Annotated in this window: 14 protein-coding genes; 5 read left to right on the forward strand and 9 right to left on the reverse strand. The window is 63.1% G+C overall.

Translation table 11 applies throughout. The features are described from left to right. Positions 1–165: 165 nt before the first annotated feature. The 7 genes from ACHPFG_RS13580 to ACHPFG_RS13610 all read right to left on the reverse strand — a co-directional run bounded on the left by ACHPFG_RS13580 (position 166) and on the right by ACHPFG_RS13610 (position 9,748). Positions 166–1,557 carry a sigma-54 interaction domain-containing protein gene (locus ACHPFG_RS13580; RefSeq protein ID WP_431703032.1) on the reverse strand — a complete coding sequence of 464 codons (1,392 nt, stop codon included), beginning with the start codon at positions 1,555–1,557 and terminating at the stop codon, positions 166–168. Continuing rightward, positions 1,554–3,128 (reverse strand): ABC transporter ATP-binding protein, encoded by a 1,575-nt coding sequence (locus ACHPFG_RS13585; RefSeq protein WP_431703034.1) that lies wholly within the window; start codon positions 3,126–3,128, stop codon positions 1,554–1,556. Before ACHPFG_RS13585 ends, ACHPFG_RS13580 begins: the two co-directional genes overlap by 4 nt. A gap of 10 nt (positions 3,129–3,138) precedes the next feature. Continuing rightward, positions 3,139–4,161, reverse strand: a complete 1,023-nt coding sequence (locus tag ACHPFG_RS13590) for an ABC transporter permease (RefSeq protein WP_184742545.1) — start codon at positions 4,159–4,161, stop codon at positions 3,139–3,141. After that, entirely contained in the window at positions 4,161–5,222 is a 1,062-nt protein-coding gene (locus tag ACHPFG_RS13595; protein WP_027608619.1) for a microcin C ABC transporter permease YejB, read from the reverse strand. Before ACHPFG_RS13595 ends, ACHPFG_RS13590 begins: the two co-directional genes overlap by 1 nt. Continuing rightward, positions 5,222–7,081 (reverse strand): extracellular solute-binding protein, encoded by a 1,860-nt coding sequence (locus tag ACHPFG_RS13600; RefSeq protein WP_431703037.1) that lies wholly within the window; start codon positions 7,079–7,081, stop codon positions 5,222–5,224. The genes ACHPFG_RS13595 and ACHPFG_RS13600 overlap by 1 nt, the downstream gene beginning before the upstream one ends. 130 nt (positions 7,082–7,211) lie before the next feature. Then, entirely contained in the window at positions 7,212–7,493 is a 282-nt protein-coding gene (locus ACHPFG_RS13605) for a peptidylprolyl isomerase (protein ID WP_044274278.1), read from the reverse strand. A gap of 395 nt (positions 7,494–7,888) precedes the next feature. Further along, positions 7,889–9,748 (reverse strand): sigma-54-dependent Fis family transcriptional regulator, encoded by a 1,860-nt coding sequence (locus tag ACHPFG_RS13610; RefSeq protein WP_431703039.1) that lies wholly within the window; start codon positions 9,746–9,748, stop codon positions 7,889–7,891. 309 nt (positions 9,749–10,057) lie between these two features. Here ACHPFG_RS13610 and ACHPFG_RS13615 point away from each other — a divergent pair, with 309 nt between their 5' ends. Genes ACHPFG_RS13615 through ACHPFG_RS13625 form a run of 3 tightly spaced genes read left to right on the forward strand, consistent with a single transcriptional unit; the run spans position 10,058 to position 13,181 of the window. Next, positions 10,058–11,035, forward strand: a complete 978-nt coding sequence (locus ACHPFG_RS13615) for a thiamine pyrophosphate-dependent dehydrogenase E1 component subunit alpha (protein WP_131700192.1) — start codon at positions 10,058–10,060, stop codon at positions 11,033–11,035. 26 nt (positions 11,036–11,061) lie between these two features. Next, positions 11,062–12,081: an alpha-ketoacid dehydrogenase subunit beta gene (locus tag ACHPFG_RS13620; protein WP_027606544.1), complete on the forward strand. Its 1,020-nt coding sequence runs from the start codon at positions 11,062–11,064 to the stop codon at positions 12,079–12,081. Next, positions 12,078–13,181, forward strand: coding sequence for an acetoin dehydrogenase dihydrolipoyllysine-residue acetyltransferase subunit (locus ACHPFG_RS13625; RefSeq protein WP_431703042.1), 1,104 nt, complete (start codon positions 12,078–12,080; stop codon positions 13,179–13,181). Before ACHPFG_RS13620 ends, ACHPFG_RS13625 begins: the two co-directional genes overlap by 4 nt. A gap of 53 nt (positions 13,182–13,234) precedes the next feature. Here the strand turns inward: ACHPFG_RS13625 and ACHPFG_RS13630 are convergent, their stop codons facing one another. Then, positions 13,235–14,131: a helix-turn-helix domain-containing protein gene (locus ACHPFG_RS13630; RefSeq protein ID WP_431703044.1), complete on the reverse strand. Its 897-nt coding sequence runs from the start codon at positions 14,129–14,131 to the stop codon at positions 13,235–13,237. A 181-nt stretch (positions 14,132–14,312) separates the two neighbouring features. Here ACHPFG_RS13630 and ACHPFG_RS13635 point away from each other — a divergent pair, with 181 nt between their 5' ends. Further along, positions 14,313–15,401, forward strand: coding sequence for a polyamine ABC transporter substrate-binding protein (locus tag ACHPFG_RS13635; RefSeq protein WP_339453154.1), 1,089 nt, complete (start codon positions 14,313–14,315; stop codon positions 15,399–15,401). Then, a complete protein-coding gene (locus ACHPFG_RS13640) occupies positions 15,398–16,690 on the forward strand; it encodes an NAD(P)/FAD-dependent oxidoreductase (protein WP_431703046.1) in 1,293 nt (430 codons plus the stop codon). Before ACHPFG_RS13635 ends, ACHPFG_RS13640 begins: the two co-directional genes overlap by 4 nt. A 24-nt stretch (positions 16,691–16,714) precedes the next feature. Here the strand turns inward: ACHPFG_RS13640 and ACHPFG_RS13645 are convergent, their stop codons facing one another. Further along, positions 16,715–17,608: a LysR substrate-binding domain-containing protein gene (locus tag ACHPFG_RS13645; RefSeq protein ID WP_431703048.1), complete on the reverse strand. Its 894-nt coding sequence runs from the start codon at positions 17,606–17,608 to the stop codon at positions 16,715–16,717. Positions 17,609–17,708: the final 100 nt, after the last annotated feature.

Genomic DNA, 17,708 nt, shown 5'->3' on the forward strand with positions numbered 1-17,708 from the left:
CTTTGTCTCAATTTGGAGACAGTTGAGAATCAAATGTGGGAGGGGGCTTGCCCCCGATAGCGGTGCATCAGCCAGCACATGTATTGACTGACCTGATGCTATCGGGAGCAAGCCCCCTCCCACAGGGAGTGTCTTTGTATGGAGAATTTTATCTCTGTTTTGAGATCAGGCGATTTCCAGTGCCACCATCTTCTTGTACAGCGTCGACCGCCCCAGCCCCAATCGCCTGGCCGCCTCCACCACATTCCCACCACACGCCTCGAGCGCCGCCGTAATTACCTGACGATCAAAGCGCTCCCGCGCCGCTGCGAACGTCTCACCCTCAACCGTGTCCACCGCCCCGCGTTCCACCGGGCTGAACGTGCCGATCGCCGCACGAATTTCCCTGGCGTCCAGCACCAGGTCATCGCTCAGCAACGCCGCGCGCTCCAGCACGTTGCGCAGCTCGCGGATATTCCCCGGCCACGCATGCTGCGCCAACAGCGCCAGGGCTTCGCGGTCCAGCTCATGCTGGCTGCGCAGGTCTTCGAGGATCGCTTCGCTCAACGCCGGAATATCCTCCAGCCGCTCACGCAGCGGCGGCACCTGGATCGGCAGCACATTCAGGCGGTAATACAAATCCGCACGAAACTCGCCGCGCTTGATCGCCGCTTCCAGGTCCATGGAGGTGGCCGCGATCACCCGCACATCGCTGTGCAGCATCTCGTTGGAACCCACCGGTTCGAATTCCTTTTCCTGCAACACCCGCAGCAGTTTGCTTTGCAGCGGCAGCGGCATATCGCCGATTTCATCGAGGAACAGCGTGCCGCCCTGGGCAATCTGGAATTTACCCGGACGGCCCTTGCGATCGGCGCCGGTAAAGGCGCCCGGCGCGGTGCCGAAGAATTCTGCTTCCAGCAGGTCATGGGGAATCGCCGCGCTGTTGATGCTGACAAAGGCCTTGTGCGCACGCGGTGAGGCGCCGTGGATCGCCTGGGCCAACAGCTCTTTGCCGGTGCCGGTTTCGCCGAGCAGCAGCACCGGCGATTCGGCGCTTGCACTGCGCCGTGCACGGCGTTTGACTTCCAGGCTGGCGGCGCTGGTGCCGATAAAATGCGCGAAGTTGTACTTGCTCTGGCGTGAGCGCAGCAACGAGCGGGTGGAGGCCAGTTCCTGCTGCATGCTCAGGTAGCGTTCGATCAGCGGCGACAGGTTACGCAGCTCATCGAACAAGGCAAAACCAATCGCCCCGATCACCGCCCCGGCATCGTTGTGGATCGGCAGGCGCATCACCACCAACGGGCCTTTGGGGGTGTCCTGGATGTCCAGCAGAATCGGCCGGTCGGTGCGCACCACCTGGCGCAACAGGCTGTTGGAAATCACCCGCTCGCACGGCTGGCCGATGGCCTCATCGGCACTCTTGAGGCCGAAGCGCTTGGCGTAGCGCTCGTTCATCCAGACGATATTGGCGTCGCGGTCGACAATCACCGTGCCTTCGCTGGACTGCTCAATGATCTCGAACAGCGACTGGATCGCCAGGCCGCGAACCTGTTGGTAATCCGTCAGGCTGGTACTCATGACGACAGCCCGCCGGCCGCCGCCAGGAGTTCTTTGGTATACGGGTGCTGCGGCGCGTCGAAAACTGCATGGCTCGGCCCGCGCTCCACTACCTTGCCGTCCTTGATCACGATCATGTCATGGGCCATGGCGCGCACCACGGCGAGGTCATGGCTGATAAACAGGTAGGTCAGGCCGTACTTCTCCTGCAACTCACGCAGCAACGCGACGACCTGCTTCTGCACGGTGCGGTCGAGGGCGGAGGTGGGTTCGTCCAACAGCATCAACGCCGGCTTGAGTACCAGCGCGCGGGCGATGGCGATGCGTTGGCGCTGGCCGCCGGAGAATTCATGGGGGAAGCGATGGCGGCTGGCGGGGTCGAGGCCCACGTCCTTGAGCACCTGGATCACTTGCGCATCGCGGTCGGCCAGGCTGCACGGCGCATGCACCTCCAGGCCTTCGCTGATGATCTGCTGCACCGACATGCGCGGGCTGAGGCTGCCATACGGGTCCTGGAACACCACCTGCATCTGTTTGCGCCACGGGCGCATCTGCTTGTGGTTGAGCGGGTCGAGGGCCTCGCCCTGGAAGCGGATGCTGCCGGTGGAGTCCAGCAGGCGCAGGATCGCCTGGCCGAGAGTGGACTTGCCCGAACCGGACTCGCCGACAATCCCCAGGGTCTTGCCGCGCTGCACGCTGAGGCTGATGCCATCCACCGCGCGCAGGTAGGTCTTGCGCCGGAACAGGCCGCCGCCAAGGGGGAATTGCACGCTCAGGTCGTCCACCTCCAGCACGGTCTCCCGTGGGTCGCTGCACAGCACATCGCCGGACGGCTCGGCGTCCAGTAACAGGCGGCTGTAGGGATGTTGTGGTGTCGTGAACAAGGTCTCGCAGCCGGCCTGCTCGACGATCTCGCCGGCATGCATCACGCACACGCGCTGGGCAATGCTGCGCACCAGGTTGAGGTCATGGCTGATCAGCAGCAGCGACATGCCGAGGCGGTGTTGCAGGGATTTGAGCAGCAGCAGGATCTTGCGTTGCACGGTCACGTCGAGGGCGGTGGTGGGCTCGTCGGCAATCAACAGCTCCGGCTCACAGGCCAGGGCCATGGCGATCATCACCCGCTGGCGCTGGCCTCCGGAGAGTTGGTGCGGATAGGCCTTGAGGCGTTCCTGGGGTTTCTGGATACCCACCAGTTCGAGTAATTCAAGGATGCGTGCCTGCGCCGCCTTGCCGCCCATGCCCTTATGCAGCAGCAAGGTTTCGCCGATCTGTTTTTCGATGCTGTGCAGCGGGTTGAGGGAGGTCATCGGCTCCTGGAAGATCATCGCAATGCGGTTGCCGCGCAGTTTCTGCAAGGTCGACGCCGAGGCGCCGATCAGTTCCTGGCCGCGATACTTCACGGAGCCGCGGGTGTCGGTACCGGCCTCGGGCAGCAGTTGCAAGATCGAGTGCGCCGTCACCGACTTGCCGGAGCCGGATTCGCCCACCAGCGCCAGGCACTCGCCGGGGCGGACGTCCAGGCTCAGGTTGCGCACCACGGTCTGGCCGCTGAACGCGACGCTGAGGTCGCGGATTTCGATCAGGTTCATACGCAATCACTCATGAGCGTGGGTCGAAGGCATCGCGTAATGCCTCGCCGATAAAGACCAGCAGCGACAGGATCAGCGCCAAGGTAAAAAACGCCGTCAAGCCCAGCCACGGCGCTTGCAGGTTCTGCTTGCCCTGGGCAATCAACTCGCCCAGTGAAGCACTGCCCGCAGGCATGCCGAAACCAAGGAAATCCAGGGCGCTCAGGGTGGAAATCGCCCCGGTGAGGATAAACGGCAGGTAGCTCAAGGTGGCGGTCATGGCGTTGGGCAGGATGTGCCGACGAATGATCTTGCCGTCGCCCAGGCCCAGCGCCCGTGCGGCCTTGACGTACTCCAGGTTGCGCCCACGCAGGAACTCGGCGCGCACCACATCCACCAGGGCCAGCCAGGAAAACAGCGCCATGATCCCCAGCAACCACCAGAAGTTCGGCTCGACAAACCCCGACAGGATGATCAGCAGGTACAGCACCGGCAGCCCGGACCACACTTCAAGGATGCGTTGGCCGAGCAGATCCACCCAGCCGCCGTAATAGCCTTGCAAGGCCCCGGCGGCGATGCCGATGGCGGCGCTGATGGTGGTGAGCGCCAGGGCAAACAGGATCGACACCCGCGCGCCGAAGATCACCCGCGCCAACACATCCCGCGACTGGTCATCGGTGCCCAGCCAGTTCACCGTCGAGGGCGGGCTGGGGGCCGGGCGGGTCAATTCGTAGTTGGGCGTGTCGTCGCTGAACGGAATCGGCGGGAACAGCATCCAGCCGCCGTCCTGCTTGATCAGCTTTTGCACGTAGTCACTGCGGTAATCGGCCTGGAACGGCAGTTGCCCGCCGAACTGCTGCTCGGTGTAGCGCTTGAACGCCGGGAAATACAGCTCGTGCTTGTAGCTGAGCACCAAGGGTTTGTCGTTGGCGATCAACTCGCCGCCCAGTGTCAGGATAAACAGGCCGATAAACAGCCACAGCGACCACCAGCCGCGACGGTTTTTCTTGAACCGTTCGAAACGTCGACGGGCCACGGGAGACAGGTTAAGCATCAGGCGTTCCTCGCGGCGAAGTCGATACGCGGGTCCACCAGGGTGTAGCAGAGGTCGCCGATCAGTTTTATCAGCAGGCCGAACAACGTGAAGATAAACAGCGAGCCAAACACCACCGGGTAATCCCGGGACACGGCGGCTTCGTAGCTCATGCGGCCGAGGCCATCGAGGGAAAAGATCACCTCGATCAACAGCGAGCCGGCAAAGAACACGCTGATAAACGCCTGGGGAATCCCCGAGATCACCAGCAGCATGGCGTTGCGAAACACATGGCCGTACAGCACCCGCCGTTCGCTCAAGCCTTTGGCGCGGGCGGTCACGACGTACTGGCGCGTGATTTCATTGAGGAACGAGTTTTTGGTCAGGATGGTCAGGGTGGCGAACCCGCCGATCACCAGCGCACTGACCGGCAGTACCAGGTGCCAGAAGTAGTCGGCGATCTTGCCCACGGTGCTCAGCTCGGCGAAGTTTTCCGAGACCAGCCCGCGCACCGGGAACCAGTTCAATGACGTGCCTCCGGCGAACACCACGATCAGGAACATCGCGAACAGGAACGCCGGCATCGCGTAGCCAATCACAATGGCGGTGCTGCTCCACACATCAAAACTGCTGCCATGGCGCACCGCCTTGCGAATGCCCAGGGGGATCGACACCAGGTAGGTGATCAGCGTAGCCCAGAGGCCGAGGGAAATGGTGACCGGCATCTTTTCCAGGATCAGGTCGATCACGGTGGCGCCGCGAAAGAAGCTGTTGCCGAAATCCAGCTGGGCGTAGCTCTTGAGCATCAGCCACAGGCGTTCCGGCGCGGGCTTGTCGAAGCCGTATTGTTTTTCGATGTCCTTGATCAGTTTCGGGTCCAGGCCACGGCTGGCGCGGGAGCCGCTGCTGACACCGTCGCCGGATGAGCCGCCGACCGCGCCGCCGCCGATGCCCTGCAAGTGAGCGATGGCTTGTTCCACCGGCCCGCCGGGGGCGGCCTGGACGATCACGAAGTTGACCAGCAGGATGATCACCAGCGTCGGGATGATCAGCAGCAGGCGCCGCACGATATAGGCAAACATCAGCGAGCTCCTGCGCGTTTTTTCAATTCGGCATTCATTTGTTCATTTGTCAGCGGGGTAGGGCTGATTTCCCACCAGGTTTCCAAGGCTTCATCATTCCTGGCCTCGATGGCCGGGCGGCCGAAGCGGTTCCACCAGGCGGCGGATGTACCGGGCGGGTAGTAATTGGGGATCCACAGGTAATTCCATTGCAGCACCCGGTCCAGGGCATGGGCATAGGTAAGCATCTGTGCCTGGGTGTCGGCCTTGACCAGGCCCTTGATCAGGCTGTCGACGGCCGGGTCCTTGAGCACCATGTAGTTGTTGGCGCCCGGATCGAACGCGGCGGTCGAGCCGAAGTAGTTGTACAGCTCCATGCCGGGCGACGTGGTCACCGGGAAGCCGGTGACGATCATGTCGTAGTCGCGGGCCATCAAGCGGTTGACGTATTGCGAAGAATCGATGCGGCGGATATTCAGGGTGATGCCGATCTGCGCCAGGTTGCGTTTGTACGGCAACAGCAGGCGTTCCAGCCCGTTCTGGGCATTGAGGAAGGTGAACGCCAGCGGCTCGCCCTCGGCGTTGACCAGTTTGTCGCCGTCTGGCTTCCAGCCAGCTTCTTCCAGCAGCGCCAGGGCTTGCAGCTGCTTGTCACGGATCATGCCGCTGCCATCGGTGACCGGCGCCTTGAACACCTGGGTGAACACTTCGTCGGGAATCTGCCCGCGCAAGGGTTCGAGAATCGCCAGTTCTTCCGGGGTGGGCAGCTGGGTGGCGGCCAACGGGCTATTGGAGAAGTAGCTTTGCTGGCGGATGTACACGTTGCGCATCATCTGCCGGTTGGCCCATTCGAAGTCCCACAGCATCGCCAGGGCCTGGCGCACGCGACGGTCCTTGAACATTGGTTTTTGCACATTGAACACATAACCCTGGGCCGGTTGCGGCATGTCCTTGGCCAAGTGCGCGCGTTGCAAGCGGCCATCGTCCAGGGCCGGGCCGTTGTAGCCGATGGAATAGCCGGTGGCGGAAAACTCACGGTTGAAGTCGTAGGCGCCACCGCGCAATACCTGGCGGGCCACTTCGGTGTCGCCGAAGTACTCCAGGCTCAGGTGATCGAAGTTGTACAGGCCACGGCTGACGGGCAGGTCCTTGCCCCACCAGTCGGGGTCGCGGGTAAAGGTGATGGTGCTGCCCGAGTCGATCTTGCCGACCTTGTACGGGCCGCTGCCCAGGGGGGCTTCGTAGCCACCGCCGTTGGCGAAGTCGCGGGTCTTCCACCAGTGCTCGGGGAACACCGGCAGGGTGGCGATATCCAGGGGCAGGGTGCGGTTTTCGTTGCTGGAAAAATCAAAACGGACCTGGCGCGGGCCTTCGACTTCGACGTGCTCGACGTCAGCGAACAACGTGCGAAAGCGCAGGCTGCCTTGGGTCATCAGCAGGTTGAAGCTGTAGCGCACATCCTCGGCGGTGATCGGCTTGCCATCGGCAAAACGCGCCTTGGGGTTGAGGAAGAAACGCAGGGACAGGCCGTCTTCCGCGCGGTCCATCTTCTCTGCAACCAGGCCATACACCGTATAGGGTTCGTCCAGGGAACGCAGGGCCAGGGGCGCATACAGCCAGCCGTCGACCTGGGAGACGCCGATGCCTTTGTCGATATACGGCAGCACATGGTCGAAACGTCCGATTTCAATCGCCGAGCGCCGCAGGCTGCCACCCTTGGGGGCGTTGGGGTTGGCGTAGTCGAAATGGCTGAAACCGGCGGGATACTTGGCGGGCTCGCCGTACACGGTCATTGACGGTTGGGGCGCCGCGATCACGGCGGTGCTGGCCAGCAGCAGGGCCAGGGAGGTACTGAGCAGTCTGGAAAAAGCCAATCGCATTGTCAGCCTTGAACGCCGGGTGAAGAAGAATAAGGATTTGTACGCTAACAGCATCAGCGTCGCCAGTCGTCACATGCACAACGGCCCACCAAAAGGCGGGCCGTTGTTTCAAGCAGCAGCGCGGACGGGATCAGTCCTGGCGGCTGGTGACTTCCAGCAGGTGGTAGCCGAACTGGGTTTTCACCGGGCCTTGCACGGTGTTGACCGGGGCGCTGAAGACGACGGTGTCGAATTCTTTAACCATCTGGCCTGGACCGAACGAACCCAGGTCACCGCCCTGGCGGCTGGATGGGCAGCTGGAGTTGGCTTTGGCGATTTCTGCGAAATCGGCGCCGCCTTCGATTTGGGCCTTGAGTTCGTTGCACTTGTCTTCAGTGGCAACAAGGATGTGACGGGCGGTGGCTTTGGCCATGGGGATTAACTCCTTGAGTAAAAACGGTGAGCGTACCGGATTCAGGCGGTTATTTCCTGGCAAAGTTCCGCTGGGGGTCAGGTTGGGGCTATGGGCTTGGATATTGGCCTGATGCATAGAGATCAAGTGTGGGAGGGGGGCTTGCCCCCAATGGCGGCCTCTGGGCCCTTATTTTTTTGGATTGGACCGGGTACATATCCGTTGCTGCGGTAACGGCCACTTAGGGTTCCGCTCTTACAGCCAGCCCTTTCAAGGTCTTTGATAAATCTCCCAAAACGCCAGTCACGGTGACGAAAGCGGTGTGGGCAGAGGTTCCCGCGCGGTTTGAGAAAAAAGCACCGGCCAGTGTCATGAGTCGGGGGCTGGCCCCCTCCCACATGTTTGACCCCGTTGTGTCAGTGCTTGCCGGGCATGTCGATGCCCAGTTGGTTGACTCGGCGGTATAGGGTGGCTCGGGAAATGCCCAACGCCTGTGCCGTCGGCAACGGCTTCCAGCGATGCCGGATCAATGCATCCAGCACCACCTGCCGCTCCGGGCTGACGCTGTGCTCGGTCAGCGCCTCGACCTGTTCGCCGCGCACTTCCACCGGCAAGTCCGCCAACTGGATGGTCCCGCCTTCACACACCGCACAGGCATACGCCAGCGCATGGTGCAGTTGGCGCACATTGCCCGGCCAGGCGTAGCCCAGCAACCGTTCCAGCGCGGCCTGGCCGATGCCCACCGAGACGCCGCTGCCGCGCGCTTGCTGCTCCACCAGCCGGTTGATCAATGCCAGTTTGTCACTGCGCTCGCGCAGCGGTGGCAGGCAGAAGCGGGCGCAGCCGAGGCGGAAGTACAGGTCTTCGCGAAAGCGTCCTTCGTTTACCAGCACGGCCAGGTCGCGGTGGCTGGCGCAGATCACCTGGATGTCCACCGTGCGGGTTTTGGCCCCGCCCAGGGGCGCGACTTCACCCTCGGCCATCACCCGCAACAGGCGCGTCTGTAACGCCAGCGGCATATCGCCGATTTCATCGAGGAACAACGTGCCGCCATCGGCCTGCACCAACAGCCCCGGCATGCCTTTGCTGGACGCACCGGTAAAGGCCCCGGCCACGTAGCCGAACAGCTCGCTTTCAATCAGGTTCTCGGGGATCGCCGCGCAGTTCACCGCGACAAAGGGCCCTGTTCGCCGGGCGCTGCGTTCGTGCAGTTGGCGGGCGAAAACTTCCTTTCCTGCACCGGTTTCACCCTGCACCAGTACCGGCAGGTTGCGGTCCTTGACGCGCACGGCCAGGCGCAGGTGTTCTTCCACCCGTGGGTCGACCTGAGTGTGCGCAACGGGCCGCGCCGGTTTGCGTCGCGGGGTGTTGACCCGTACGTGCAAGACGCCAGGCTCGCCCAGCCATTGCAGGTGTTGGGTTGATTGATCGGTGACCGAGCGCAACGCATCCAGGTCGAACACTTCACCGATATGCTCCGGCACCTGGCCGAAACGCCGACGCAGTGCCTGGCGCGCCTTGCTGTTCAGCGCGTGCAGGCGTCCATCCTGGTCCCAGGCCAGCAGCAGGTCGGGCTGGCTGTCCACATAGCCCGGCGTGCTGTGGGCCTGGAGCACCCAGTGCTCGCGGGCGCTGTGCATGAAGAAGGCGTTCTCGATGGCTTGGGCACTCTGCGCCACCATCTGCCGCACCAGGTGCTGGCTGCGCCGATCATCCGGGGATTTGAGCGCCGAGGCGTCCATCACGCCCAGCAGGTTGCCCTGGGGGTCGAAGATCGGCGCGGCGGAGCAGGTCAGGCTGATAAAGGCGGCACGGAAGTGGTCGCGCTTGTGCACAGTCACTGCGGCCTTGCTGGTCAGCACCGTGGCCACGCCGCAGGTGCCTTCCTCGGCTTCCGACCAGCAGGTGCCGAGGTACAGGCCGGCTTTGCGGCAGTCGCTGCGAATGGCGGTGTCGACGCGGTGGTCGATGGTCTGGCCCTGGGCGTCGGTCAGCATCACGCAGTAGTCGGCGTGGCGCACCCGGTGGTGCAGTTGCCCGACTTCTTCGCTGGCGATGCGCATGAACAGTTCGGCGCGCTCGCGGCATTCCTTGAGCAAGGGTTCGGTGAGGATGCGGGGCCCCTGCAGTGAGCCGGGGTCGAGGTGGTGTTGCTCCATGGAGCGCCGCCATGAATCGAAAATCAGCGACGGCACCGGCGCCTGGGGCAGCCGATCGGCATTGCGGACCACGCGACTGACACAGTCGACGTGTTCCCTGGAGTTCGCGGCGAACATAAGGCCTCCGGTTCTCGATCTTTGTTGTTATGCCCGCCATTAAGCGCTTATGGGCGTCGACGGACAAGGCTGGCCTGACCAACTGCCGAGGCTGAGACGCAGCGTCTCAATTCGCCTGAGACGCGGCCTGCACGTTGCAATGCCGGGTCTCATTCTGCGCTGGCATCGCGCAGCGGCACAACCGTGCGGCACTGCTCTGGGTCAAGGCTTTGCCAGGTTTTTGTACGCCTTGGCACAGCCTGTGCTGAACCGCTTACAGCTGGCCGCAGCCAGCCTTTTGTGTGTCGAGACAACCTGGAGAACAACAAGATGTCCACTCACCTGTCCACCGATCAATTGCTGCATGCCTACACCGTGATGCGCACCATCCGTGATTTCGAAGAACGCCTGCATGTGGAATTCGCCACCGGCGAGATCCCCGGTTTCGTGCACCTGTATGCCGGCCAGGAAGCCAGCGCCGCGGGGGTCATGGCCCACCTCAACGATGAAGATTGCATCGCCTCCAACCACCGTGGCCACGGCCATTGCATCGCCAAGGGCGTGGATGTGTTCGGCATGATGGCCGAGATCTACGGCAAGAAAACCGGCGTGTGCGGCGGCAAGGGGGGCTCCATGCACATCGCCGACCAGGAGAAGGGCATGCTCGGCGCCAACGGCATTGTCGGTGCCGGTGCGCCGTTGGCGGCAGGCGCTGCCCTGGCTTCCAAACTCAAGGGCAGCCAGGGCGTGGCCGTGGCGTTCTTCGGCGACGGCGGTTCCAACGAGGGCGCGGTGTTCGAGGCGATGAACCTGGCGTCGATCATGAAACTGCCGTGCCTGTTCGTCGCCGAGAACAACGGCTATGCCGAGGCCACCGGTTCCGGCTGGTCGGTGGCGTGCAAGGACATTGCCGAACGGGCGGTGGGCTTTGGCATGCCGGGGGTGATCGTCGATGGCAATGACTTCTTCGCCGTGCACGCGGCGCTGGGCGTGGCCGTGGAGCGTGCGCGCAAAGGCGAGGGGCCGACCTTGGTGGAGGTCAAGCTGAGTCGCTTCTACGGCCACTTCGAAGGCGATGCACAAACCTACCGTGGCCCGGATGAAGTGAAGAACCTGCGCGAATCCCACGACTGCCTCGCACTGTTCCGCCAGCGCTGCAGTGCCGAAGGCTGGCTTGACGCGGCCCAGTTCGAACGTATCGACGGCGAGGTCGCGCAGTTGATCGACGACGCCGTGCGCCTGGCCAAGTCCGATCCCAAGCCCCAGGCCGCCGACCTGCTCAGCGATGTCTACGTCGCCTACCGCTAATAACAACAAGACTCGGAGAGAATCTCATGGCTCGCAAAATCAGCTATCAGCAGGCAATCAACGAAGCCCTGGCCCAGGAAATGCGCCGGGACCAGAGTGTGTTCATCATTGGCCAGGACGTCTCCGGCGGCACCGGCTCCCCCGGCGAGCAGGACGCCTGGGGCGGTGTGCTCGGCGTGACCAAGGGCCTGTACCCGGAGTTTCCAGACCGGGTACTCGATGCGCCGTTGTCTGAAGTCGGCTACGTCGGCATGGCCGTCGGCGCCGCCACCCGCGGCATGCGCCCGGTGTGCGAATTGATGTTCGTCGACTTTATCGGCTGCTGCCTCGACCAGTTGCTCAACCAGGCCGCCAAGTTTCGCTACATGTTCGGCGGCAAGACCACCACGCCGCTGGTGGTGCGCGCCATGTATGGCGCCGGCCTGCGCGCCGCCGCCCAGCATTCGCAGATGCTGACGTCGATGTGGACGCACATTCCCGGCCTCAAGGTGGTGTGCCCGGCCACGCCGTATGACGCCAAGGGCATGCTGATCCAGGCGATTCGCGACAATGACCCGGTGATCTTCCTCGAACATAAGATGCTCTACAGCCTGCAGGGTGAGGTGCCGGAAGAGCTGTACACCGTGCCGTTCGGCGAAGCCAACTTTGTGCGCGAAGGCCGCGACGTGACCTTGGTGACCTACGGGCGCATGGTACATATCGCCCTGGAAGCCGCCGCCAACCTGGCGCGCCAGGGCATCGACTGTGAGGTGCTGGACCTGCGCACCACCAGCCCGCTGGACGAAGACAGCATCCTTGAGAGCGTGGAGAAAACCGGGCGCCTGGTGGTGATCGACGAGTCCAACCCGCGTTGTTCCATCGCCACCGACATCAGTGCGTTGGTGGCCCAGCAGGGCTTCTCGTTCCTTCGCGCGCCGATCGAGATGGTCACCGCGCCGCACACCCCGGTGCCGTTTTCCGATGCGCTGGAAGACCTGTACATCCCCAACGCCGCGAAGATCGAGGCCGCCGTGCTGAAGATCGCCGACAAGAGGAACGCCGCATGATCCATACCTTGACCATGCCCAAGTGGGGGCTGTCGATGACCGAAGGTCGCATCGATGTCTGGCTCAAGCAGCCCGGCGACCGGGTGGAAAAGGGCGAAGAAGTGCTGGACGTCGAGACCGACAAGATCTCCAGCAGTGTCGAGGCGCCGTTCAGCGGTGTGTTGCGCCGCGTGCTGGCGCTGAGCGACGAGACCTTGCCGGTGGGCGCGCTGCTGGGGGTCGTGGTGGAAGGTGAGGCCAGTGAGGCCGAGATCGATGCGGTGATCGAAAGCTTCAACGCCGGGTTCGTCTCAAGCAGCGCCGAAGCCGAAGCCACCGGGCCGAGTGCGCAGAAGATCGAGGTGGGCGGGCGCTTGTTGCGCTATCTCGACCTGGGTGAGGGCGGTACGCCGCTGGTGCTGGTGCATGGCTTTGGCGGCGACTTGAACAACTGGCTGTTCAACCAACCGGCCCTGGCCGCCGAGCGCCGGGTGATCGCCCTGGACCTGCCAGGGCATGGCGAGTCGGGCAAGCATCTGCAAGCGGGTGACGCCGAGGAACTGAGCCAGGCCGTGCTGGCCTTGCTCAATCACCTCAAGCTCGACCGCGTGCACCTGGCCGGGCACTCCATGGGCGGGTTGGTCAGCCTGACGGTCGCCCGTCAGGCTCCGGCGCGCGTTGCCTCGCTGACCCTGATCGCCAGCGCCGGGCTGGGGGCGGATATTAATGGCGATTACCTGCAAGGGTTCACCGAGGCCAATAACCGGAACGCGCTCAAGCCGCAACTGGTGCAACTGTTCAGCGACCCGACGCTGGTGACGCGGCAGATGCTGGAGGACATGCTCAAGTTCAAGCGCTTGGAAGGCGTGGACCAGGCGCTTCGTCAGCTCAATACCCAGTTGTTTGAGGGGGGGCGCCAGCGCCTGGATTTGCGCAGCGTAGTGGGGGAGCAACCGAGCCTGGTGATCTGGGGCAGTGACGATGCAATCATCCCGGCCGGCCATGCCCAGGGGTTGGAGGCCCAGGTGGAGGTATTGCCGGGGCAGGGGCATATGGTGCAGTTGGAAGCGGCGGAGCGGGTTAACCAGCTAATCTCAACCTTCCTAAAATCCCAGCCTTGAAATGCAATCCAATGTGGGAGGGGGCAAGCCCCTCCCACATTTTCAGATGCATTTCAAAGTGAGTGCTTTAGAGTTTCGCTGGGTAGTTCCTTGAACAATGCTCGATAGCTGTTAGAGAACCGCCCCAAATGCCAGAACGACCAGTTCATCGCCACCTCGGCCACGGTCGTTCCGGGACTGCTCAGTAACTCCCTCCGTGCCCCATTCAACCGGCGCAAGCGCAACCACTGCGCCGGGCTCATCCCGGTGTAGGTCTTGAACCCTTGCTGCAACTGGCGCAGCGGCACGCCGGCGATCCGGGCCAGTTCCAACAGATTGACGGTTTCGTCCGGCGCATCCGCCGCCCACTCGCCTATGCGTGCCATCAACTGGCGCTCTTCGCTGCGCCGCTGCAATGAACTGCGGTCCAGGCACACGCAGGCGTTGTCGAGGATGAACAGGCAGTCGTCGAGCAATTGCTGGGTGAGGGCGTCGCGGCTGATCGGGTCGGTCAAGGTGGACAAGCGCGTCAGCGTGCCACTCAGCCAGCGGCTGAACAGCGCGTTTTGCTGACAGGTCAGCGGCGCCATGAACAGGCCTTCCAGCGTGTCCACATCCAGGCCGTGGCGCTGCACGAATTGTGGGCCGAACACTACCGCCACTTCGCGGTAGTTTTCCGGGGTGATCCAGGTGTTGCGGCTTTCGCCATTGAGCAGGTACAGCGCGTTGTCGCTGCCATCGAAACAGAACGCCAGCGCGCCCGGTGGTGCGTTGAAGTGCTGCTCCACGCGGGTGTTCATGCTCTCTTCGTAGACCTCGACACCTTGCAGGTCGAGGTAGCGGATGCGCCCGGCAAAATGCCCGGGGGACATCTGCTGGTACTGCTGCACCCAACCGGGTGTCGCACTGCATTGGGCGGCGACGTCACCGGTGGTGAAGGCCTGTACGCGCAAAGCGGTTGCCTGTGTCATGGGTGATCCGTGCGCACTCTATTGGTGCGTTGTGCTGCGTGCAAAGTGGATAGATGGCCCGTGAAGGCTGGCCCAAGATAGACCTCAATGCGCCGCGAGTACAAGCCGGCGCAAGCCAACCCGTCTGCCGGAGCGTGTGTTGCTGCTGTTGAGCGTCTAAAAAACCAAAAGGGGTGTCGATATGCGTCTTGTGAACAAGCTTCTTCCGCTGGCCCTGGTGGCCGCGTTCAGCAGTGCCGGCCAGGCCGCGCCGACGGTGAGCGTCTACAACTGGACCGACTACATCGGTGAGACCACCTTGGCGGATTTCCAGGCCAAGACCGGGATCAAGGTGATCTACGACGTATTCGACTCCAACGAAACCCTGGAGGGCAAGTTGCTCGCGGGCCGCACCGGTTATGACGTGGTGGTGCCGTCCAATCACTTCCTGGCGCGACAGGTAAAGGCCGGCGCGTTCCTCAAGCTCGACCGTTCGCAGTTGCCCAACTTCAAGAACCTCGACCCCAAGCTGCTCAAGCTGCTGGAGAAAAACGACCCGGGCAATGCGCACTCGGTGCCGTACCTATGGGGTACCAACGGCATCGGTTATAACGTCGACAAGGTCAAGCAGGTGTTGGGCATCGACCATATCGATTCATGGGCGGTGCTGTTCGAACCGGAGAACATCAAGAAGCTCAACCAGTGCGGCGTGGCCTTCCTCGACTCGGCGGATGAGCTGTTCCCGGCGATCCTCAACTACATGGGCAAGGACCCGCGCAGCGAGAATGCCGAGGACTACAAGCAGGCCGAGGCCAAGCTGTTGACGCTGCGGCCGTACATCACCTACTTCCATTCCTCCAAGTACATTTCAGACCTGGCCAACGGTGATATCTGCGTGGCGTTCGGCTATTCAGGTGACGTATTCCAAGCGGCCAACCGCGCCAAGGAAGCCAAGAACGGCGTGAATATCGCTTACTCGATTCCCAAGGAAGGCTCCAACCTGTGGTTCGACCTGCTGGCCATTCCGGCCGATGCGAGTAACCCGAAAGAGGCCCATGCCTTTATCAATTACCTGCTCGACCCTGAAGTGATCGCCAAGGTCAGCGCCTCGGTCGGTTACGCCAACGCCAACCCGGCGGCCAAGGCGTTCATGGACCCGGAACTGGTGAACAACCCTGAGGTGTACCCGTCCCAGGCCGTGCTCGACAAACTCTATATTTCCACCACGCCGACCCCGGCGACCATGCGCCTGATGACGCGCGCCTGGAGCAAAGTGAAGACCAACAAATGATCCAAGCCAGTGACCACGCGCGTTCCTATTACCTCGCGTCCGCGAATGCCATGCCGGAGCGCCCGTCACTGGGCGCCGACCTGAGCGCCGATGTCTGTGTGATCGGCGGTGGTTTTACCGGCGTCAATACCGCTATCGAACTGGCCCAGCGCGGGCTCTCGGTGATCCTGCTGGAGGCCCGGCGTATCGGCTGGGGCGCCAGTGGGCGCAACGGTGGGCAGTTGATTCGTGGCATCGGCCACGATGTGTCGGGGTTCGCCAAGTATGTGGGCGAGGAGGGCGTGCGTTACCTGGAGCGCGCCGGTATCGACTCGGTGGCGCTGGTGGGCGAGCGCATTCGCGAGCACCGGATCGACTGCGACTTGCGCTGGGGGTTTGCCGAGCTGGCCAATACCCCGGCGCAGTTCGCCGCCTTCAAGGGCGAGCAGGACAGCCTGGCGCGCCTTGGGTATGCCCATGAGACCCGTCTGGTGGGCCCGCAGGCTATCTGCGAAGTGGTGGATTCGACGCAGTATGCCGGCGCTTTGGTGGACATGGGCTCCGGGCATTTGCACCCGCTGAACCTGGTGCTCGGCGAGGCACAGGTGGCCGAGTCCCTGGGGGTGCGGATCTTTGAACACACCGAGGTGCTGGCGCTGGTTCACGGTGACACGGTGCAGGTGCGTTGCGCTGGCGGCACGGTACGCGCCGCCAGTCTGGTACTGGCCTGCAATGCCCATCTGGAAGAATTGGAACCGCGCCTGAGCGGCAAGGTGCTCCCGGCGGGCAGTTACATCATCGCCACCGAGCCGCTGCCTGAAGACGTCGCCCACGCGTTGATCCCGCAAAACCTGGCCCTGTGTGACCAGAAAGTCGGCCTGGATTACTACCGGCTGTCCGCCGACCGCCGCCTGCTGTTCGGCGGCGCCTGCCATTACTCCGGGCGCGATCCCAAAGACATCGCCGCCTATATGCAACCGAAGATGCTCAAGGTGTTTCCGCAACTGGCCGACACCGCCATCGCGTTCCAGTGGGGCGGCAAGATCGGCATCACCGCCAACCGTTTTCCCCAGGTCGGGCGCTTGAAGCAGTACCCGAACGTGTTCTACGCCCAGGGCTATTCCGGGCATGGGCTTAACGTGACCCACTGGTGCGCGCGGCTGTTGGCCGAAGGCATACACGCGGGCCACAGCCAGGGCCTGGATGTGTTCAGCCAGGTGCCGCACATGACCTTTCCCGGCGGCAAGGCGTTGCGCTCGCCGCTGCTGGCGTTGGGGATGTTGTGGTACCGCCTGAGGGAGTTTGTTTAGCTGATCGGCATCCGGTTGCAGTCATCAGCCCTCAGGTTCAGTGAGTACCTTGCGAAAGGTTTCCACCAACGGCCGCAGGTTGATCCGGTGCCATGCCGCCCACAGCGGTGTGGTGTAGGTCAGCCACGGCAGTTCGCGCAGGACCACGCCGGGCGGTGCATTGCGGCTCAGGCCTTTTTGCACCATCGCCACCCCCAGCCCGGAGGCGACCAGGCCCAGTGCGGTAAACGGCTCGCTGGCTTCCATGGGGATCTGCGGGTTGAACCCGGCACGGATGCACGCGGCAACGAAGTCATCGGCCGGGCCGGCGCCGGGTTTGCGTTGCACGCCGATCCATTGCTGCTCGGCGAGATGGGCGGGCAGCAGTTCGTGTTGATGCGCCAGAGGATGATGCTCGGGCAAGGCCAGCAGCATCGGATCGTCCAACACTTGCCGCGCGGTCAGGTCCGGGTCATCGACAGCGGGCGGCTCACCGACCAGGGCGACGTCAAGGCTGCGTTGGCGCAACCCTTCGAGCTGTTCCAGGGACGGCAGGTTGTAGAGCTTGATGTGGACGCCGGGCCGGTCATCGCGCAGGACGCGCAGCGCATTGGGCAATACGCCGGCATGCATGGCGTTCTCGATGTAACCGATGCACAGGCCGCCTTCTTCACCCCGACCCAGGCGTTTGCCCAGGGATTCCAGGCGATTGGCGTGGGTCAGCAGGGCCTTGGTTTCGGCGAGAAAAGTCTGGCCGTCGCGGGTCAGGCGGATGCGTTGCTGGCTGCGCTCGAACAGGGTCAGGCCCAGGCGCTCTTCGAGTTGGGCGATCTGCCGGCTCAGGGGCGACTGGGAAATGTGCAGGCGCTCGGCGGCGCGGCCGACGTGTTCTTCTTCGGCGACCACTTCGAAGTAGCGCAGTTGGCGTAGATCGATCATGTAAGACCTTCAAGGACTCAAGTTCGTCGCAGTATGTCTTGGACGGTCTGATCTATGCAATCTAGGATCTGCTCAACGGTCACAGCGACCCTGAACCCGA

Origin of the sequence: Pseudomonas sp. BR20 (genome assembly GCF_050780135.1) — a bacterium.
In the GTDB taxonomy this organism is placed as follows: domain Bacteria; phylum Pseudomonadota; class Gammaproteobacteria; order Pseudomonadales; family Pseudomonadaceae; genus Aquipseudomonas.

Bases quoted from the DNA above. Each gene is read 5' to 3' on its own strand.
- ACHPFG_RS13580 (WP_431703032.1), bottom strand. From the start codon at position 1,557: ATGAGTACCAGCCTGACGGATTACCAACAGGTTCGCGGCCTGGCGATC.
- ACHPFG_RS13585 (WP_431703034.1), bottom strand. From the start codon at position 3,128: ATGAACCTGATCGAAATCCGCGACCTCAGCGTCGCGTTCAGCGGCCAG.
- ACHPFG_RS13590 (WP_184742545.1), bottom strand. From the start codon at position 4,161: ATGCTTAACCTGTCTCCCGTGGCCCGTCGACGTTTCGAACGGTTCAAG.
- ACHPFG_RS13595 (WP_027608619.1), bottom strand. From the start codon at position 5,222: ATGTTTGCCTATATCGTGCGGCGCCTGCTGCTGATCATCCCGACGCTG.
- ACHPFG_RS13600 (WP_431703037.1), bottom strand. From the start codon at position 7,081: ATGCGATTGGCTTTTTCCAGACTGCTCAGTACCTCCCTGGCCCTGCTG.
- ACHPFG_RS13605 (WP_044274278.1), bottom strand. From the start codon at position 7,493: ATGGCCAAAGCCACCGCCCGTCACATCCTTGTTGCCACTGAAGACAAG.
- ACHPFG_RS13610 (WP_431703039.1), bottom strand. From the start codon at position 9,748: ATGTTCGCCGCGAACTCCAGGGAACACGTCGACTGTGTCAGTCGCGTG.
- ACHPFG_RS13615 (WP_131700192.1), top strand. From the start codon at position 10,058: ATGTCCACTCACCTGTCCACCGATCAATTGCTGCATGCCTACACCGTG.
- ACHPFG_RS13620 (WP_027606544.1), top strand. From the start codon at position 11,062: ATGGCTCGCAAAATCAGCTATCAGCAGGCAATCAACGAAGCCCTGGCC.
- ACHPFG_RS13625 (WP_431703042.1), top strand. From the start codon at position 12,078: ATGATCCATACCTTGACCATGCCCAAGTGGGGGCTGTCGATGACCGAA.
- ACHPFG_RS13630 (WP_431703044.1), bottom strand. From the start codon at position 14,131: ATGACACAGGCAACCGCTTTGCGCGTACAGGCCTTCACCACCGGTGAC.
- ACHPFG_RS13635 (WP_339453154.1), top strand. From the start codon at position 14,313: ATGCGTCTTGTGAACAAGCTTCTTCCGCTGGCCCTGGTGGCCGCGTTC.
- ACHPFG_RS13640 (WP_431703046.1), top strand. From the start codon at position 15,398: ATGATCCAAGCCAGTGACCACGCGCGTTCCTATTACCTCGCGTCCGCG.
- ACHPFG_RS13645 (WP_431703048.1), bottom strand. From the start codon at position 17,608: ATGATCGATCTACGCCAACTGCGCTACTTCGAAGTGGTCGCCGAAGAA.